5 protein-coding genes are annotated in these 4259 nt (G+C 56.0%); 4 read left to right on the top strand and 1 reads right to left on the bottom strand.

What is annotated here, in order from left to right; genetic code table 11:
• From M3436_19670 to M3436_19655, 4 genes are all read left to right on the top strand, one after another.
• On the top strand, positions 1 to 682 hold a 682-nt coding region (locus M3436_19670), incomplete at its 5' end, for a DUF547 domain-containing protein (protein MDQ3566199.1).
• Between the two features lie 153 nt (positions 683 to 835).
• Entirely contained in the window at positions 836 to 1132 is a 297-nt protein-coding gene (locus M3436_19665; GenBank protein MDQ3566198.1) for a hypothetical protein, read from the top strand.
• A 310-nt stretch (positions 1133 to 1442) separates the two neighbouring features.
• Positions 1443 to 2405, top strand: a complete 963-nt coding sequence (gene arsS, locus M3436_19660) for an arsenosugar biosynthesis radical SAM protein ArsS (protein ID MDQ3566197.1) — start codon at positions 1443 to 1445, stop codon at positions 2403 to 2405.
• A 574-nt stretch (positions 2406 to 2979) separates the two neighbouring features.
• Positions 2980 to 3486 carry a type II toxin-antitoxin system VapC family toxin gene (locus M3436_19655; GenBank protein ID MDQ3566196.1) on the top strand — a complete coding sequence of 169 codons (507 nt, stop codon included), beginning with the start codon at positions 2980 to 2982 and terminating at the stop codon, positions 3484 to 3486.
• Between the two features lie 252 nt (positions 3487 to 3738).
• Here the strand turns inward: M3436_19655 and M3436_19650 are convergent, their stop codons facing one another.
• Positions 3739 to 4053, bottom strand: a complete 315-nt coding sequence (locus M3436_19650; GenBank protein MDQ3566195.1) for a helix-turn-helix domain-containing protein — start codon at positions 4051 to 4053, stop codon at positions 3739 to 3741.
• Between the last annotated feature and the right edge of the window lie 206 nt (positions 4054 to 4259).

Below are 4259 nucleotides of genomic sequence, written 5' to 3'. Positions count from 1 at the left end.
GGCATACGCACGGGTGCTGCACAACTACGTCAATGATCGCGGCGAAGTGAATTTTCCAGCACTGCGGCGCGATCGAGCGGACATCGAGCGTTACCTAGTGTATATCGCCCGTACCCCCGCAAGCGCGATTTCCAATCCGCGGGAGCGCCTGGCCCATTACATCAATAGCTACAACGCCCTGTCCATGTACAACGTAATCGATCTCGGCATTCCGGAAACCCACGCGGGATGGCGAAAGATTCGCTTCTTCGTACTGCGAGAGTTCAACATCGGCGGCAAACAGATGTCACTCTATGCTTACGAGAACGATGTCATCCGCAAGCTCGGCGAGCCGCGGGTCCACTTTGCGCTTAACTGCGTCGCGCTCGGCTGCCCTATCCTGCCTAAGAAACCCTTCACCGGAAAAGGGCTGGACGCGGAGCTTGAGCGCGAGACCGGTAAATTTTTTTCGGAGAACCGAAACTTGCGCGTCGATCACGCAAACAAGACCATCCACGTCAGCGAGATCCTGGATTTTTATACGGTAGACTTCACGCCCGCGCACGCTCCGAGCCTGATCGCCTACATCAACCGTTACTTAGCGGACCCCATACCCGAAGACTATGCGCTGCGATTCAGCGACTACGACTGGACGATCGCGAATTCGCGACGCCAAGACCACTGCTGGAACCGCACTTGCTAATTAAGCGGGTGCGGCGAGCCGCCCTCTCGTGCTTATTGTAATCCGATGCTTTCTCGGTGTGCTTTTCGTGGCCACCGGGATCGGTAAGCTCCTCGACAATCGCGCTTTTGCAGAGGTCAACGCGACTTATCAGCTCCGGTTTCAGAGAGCTTGTTGCTGCCGCTCGGCCTCGGCATCGCGTTGCTGGATTTGACGATCGGTCTCAACATCCTGTCGGGCCGACGGCTGCGGTCCAGCGTGCTTGCGACGCTGTGCTTTCATATCATTTACACAGCGTTTGCAATCACGACGCTCTTGCGCGAAATTCCGATCGAGAACCGCGGGTGCTTCGGCGCGTTCCTCGCCCGCCCCCTGCGATGGTCGAGTGTCGCAGAAGATGTCGCGCTCATGGCCGTGAGCGCCCTGGGCCAAAGATTGCTGAAGGGCGTAAAGCCGGGAGGTTGTGAATAAATTGTCGCGAGCGGCCCCGAGCGCCAGGAGCCGCGGAGCCAGCGACGAGACATATCAACCAGATAGGCGAGGAGCGGGCGAGCACGCGACGCAGCGATCGGGATGCGCAGTAGATTATTCACAACCTCTGACCGGTGATGCTGGCTAATGCATCTAGCAGGCGCGATACTAACCTACCGTAAGAGGTACCCGATGTTCGCCGTTCTCTCCATCGTAATTTTGGGACTGGCACTAGCCTGGGCCAACGGCGCAAACGAAGTCGCCAAGGGGCTTATCTCTGGCAAGATCGTTCTGATAGGGAAACACTTCCATGCATGCCACGTTGCAATTGCTTGAAACCACGGATTTTCCCACCATTCGCCGCAAGCGGCCGGATACCCTGCAGGTAAACCTCGGCTATCGATGCAACCAAACCTGCGTCCATTGTCATGTCAACGCCGGTCCGAATCGTACCGAGGAAATGAGCCGCGAGACCATCGATGAGGTGATTGCTTTCTTGGAGGTGTCAAATATCAAGACCCTGGATGTGACCGGTGGTGCGCCGGAGTTAAATCCGCATTTCCGTGACCTGGTATGCACTGTGCGCCGGCTAGGTGTACAGGTCATCGATCGTTGTAACCTGACCATTCTGGAGCAACCCGCGCAGGAGGATCTGGCCGACTTTCTCGCTGCCGAGGGTGTCGAGATCACGGCCTCGCTGCCTTGTTACCTTGCGGAGAATGTGGATCGGCAGCGCGGCGCCGGGGTATTCGACGCCAGCATACGCGCTTTGCTAAAGCTCAATGCCCTCGGCTATGGCGCGCCCGACGCCGATCTCGTACTGAATCTCGTCTATAACCCGCAGGGTCCCAGCCTGCCGCCCCCCCAAGCGATGCTGGAGGAGTCTTACCGCGAGCATCTCGGCGAGAGATTCGGGATCGTCTTCAACCGGCTCTATGCTCTCACCAATATGCCTATCCAACGTTTTGGCAGCCTGCTCATCTCCAAGGGCCAGTTCACGTCCTATATGCAATTGCTGCGTCACGCCCACCAGGAGGCAAATCTGGAAGCGGTGATGTGCCGGTCGCTCATCAGCGTGGACTGGCAGGGCTATGTCTACGATTGCGACTTCAATCAGATGCTGGGCCTGCCGCTGCGCCTGGCGGACAAACGGCGCCTCCGTCTGCATGAGCTAATGGAGAGGGATCTCGAAGGGAATCCCATCCGGGTGGCTGACCACTGTTATGGATGTACCGCCGGGGCGGGCAGTAGTTGCGGCGGAGCCTTGAGTTAAGAAAAGACCTGGAGGGTGTAACGCATTTGCAACAGATCCGTGCCCTGTTGCAATAAAGAAACGAACCCGATTGGTGCGGTTTCTACTGGATTCGCACAGGTTTGGATCATTACCTAAGCACGCCTACTCCAGGCGGCTATGGATTAAGCCTGTAAATACTTACGGAAGTCTTATTAACTCATTGTCTTAAAGAAACTAATTTATTCATTAGATTTGAATTGTTTTGCATGGCATCAATTGTGCGCTTTTAGCTCAGCACAAGTCTGTTCGACTGTGCTTCCACCTTCTAATCTTCGAGGGCGCCTATGGCGCCCTCTTTTTAAGTTCTCTTCGCCGGGGGTAGTGCGTGAATACATGATATTAAGCTACTTAGTTTTTTAGCTCAAACTAAGGTTACTTTGCTGGCATCGTTGTTGCCCCTGTTCCTTTACGCTTTCAGCAGAGCGTACTAATGCAGCGAGACTTCAGCGAAGGTGTTGCATTTAAAATACAGTAAGGCTAGATTAGTATGCGTTTGTACAACACCAAAGCGCCTACGAAAGTGATGCGCCGGGTCTCGGGCTATAGTTGAACCATGTCTCCGCGGGTTTACCATTTTTCCCGCAGCCTTCCCGGTGCCGTCCGTCAAGAGCCGGCGCCGGTCTTTTTAATTTTTAGGGACAGCACGCGGGCCGGGCTCTTCGTCGCCTCGGCGCTGGCCCTCGTGCTCGGTTACGTTGCCTGCCGCGCCGTGAGCGAGAAAACACTGGATGCACTGATAACGGGATCCGCGATCGTACCGGCGCTCTGGCATCTCGAGGTGCAGAACGTGCTGCTGATGTTCGAGCGCCGCAAAAGGATCCTACGATCGGAATCCGAGCAGTTCTGCCGACTCTTGGCTGATCTTCCTATCACCACGGACGATACGCCGGAACGGGTAAGCACCGGAACAGCAGTAGCGCTCGCCAGAGAATGCGGATTGACGCTCTATGATGCCGTTTATCTAGGTCTGGCCATGCGCACAGGGATCCCCATCGCGACGCTCGACAAAGCCCTGCGCAAAGCAGCCAGACGCGCCAGCGTAGAACTATGGAATGGCTAGCCGAGCAGCAAGGTAGCCCGTATGCAGCGCAGCGGAATACGGGGGGCCGGTGCCATAATCATTCCCGGATTCCGTTACACTCCATCAAGGCTACTCTCGCTTTGATTTCCTTTAGCCTTGGTTTTGAAATAGTACCTCCTGGATTCTCTCTTGTTGGCCTTGCTCGCAGAGATGGTGCGGATCATGCCCGCGCGGTTCGTATGGACAACCACGACAAGCAGGTCATCACCATAAGGCCAATGCAGCGCTAGCTCAGGCGGGTTGGCGTAAATCCACCACTAGCGCCCGGCGCACGGCCTCCGGCTCACGGGCAATAACCATCAGAAAGGCACGGGCTGGCCCTGTCGGCACACGGCGGCCATGTTCCCAATGATCAAGCGTTCGCTTGCTGAAACCAAAATAACGGGCGAATTCGCTTTGCGACATATCAACCTTTTCCCTGATCGCCCTGACGTCAATCTCTTCCGGGATATGCACGACACAGCCGTTGTCCTCGCCCGCAGCGAAGGCAAGAGCCTGCTTCGCACTGGCAATGATTTCCTGTCCCGCCGTCATCTTCTTACGCATGGTGCACCTTCTTTTTCCTAGCGCGGCCTGTGGCCGCAACCAAAGTGTTTCCCCTCACCATGATGGATTAGTATAGGGGCCGATGTCGGCCGACCATCGGGAGGGAGCGGGAAATGAAAGAGTTCATCCGCAAGTATGACAATCGCATTCACGGTGTACTCTCTTGCTTCGACCGGATGCTGTTTCGCGGCTACCTTCCGATCATG

It is taken from the genome of Pseudomonadota bacterium, from assembly GCA_030859565.1.
Taxonomy (GTDB): domain Bacteria; phylum Pseudomonadota; class Gammaproteobacteria; order JACCXJ01; family JACCXJ01; genus USCg-Taylor.
The sequence above is the reverse complement of the archived record's forward strand: the minus strand, read 5'-3'. Positions and strand labels throughout refer to the sequence as shown.

Bases quoted from the DNA above. Each gene is read 5' to 3' on its own strand.
- arsS (MDQ3566197.1), top strand. From the start codon at position 1,443: ATGCATGCCACGTTGCAATTGCTTGAAACCACGGATTTTCCCACCATT.
- M3436_19655 (MDQ3566196.1), top strand. From the start codon at position 2,980: ATGTCTCCGCGGGTTTACCATTTTTCCCGCAGCCTTCCCGGTGCCGTC.
- M3436_19650 (MDQ3566195.1), bottom strand. From the start codon at position 4,053: ATGCGTAAGAAGATGACGGCGGGACAGGAAATCATTGCCAGTGCGAAG.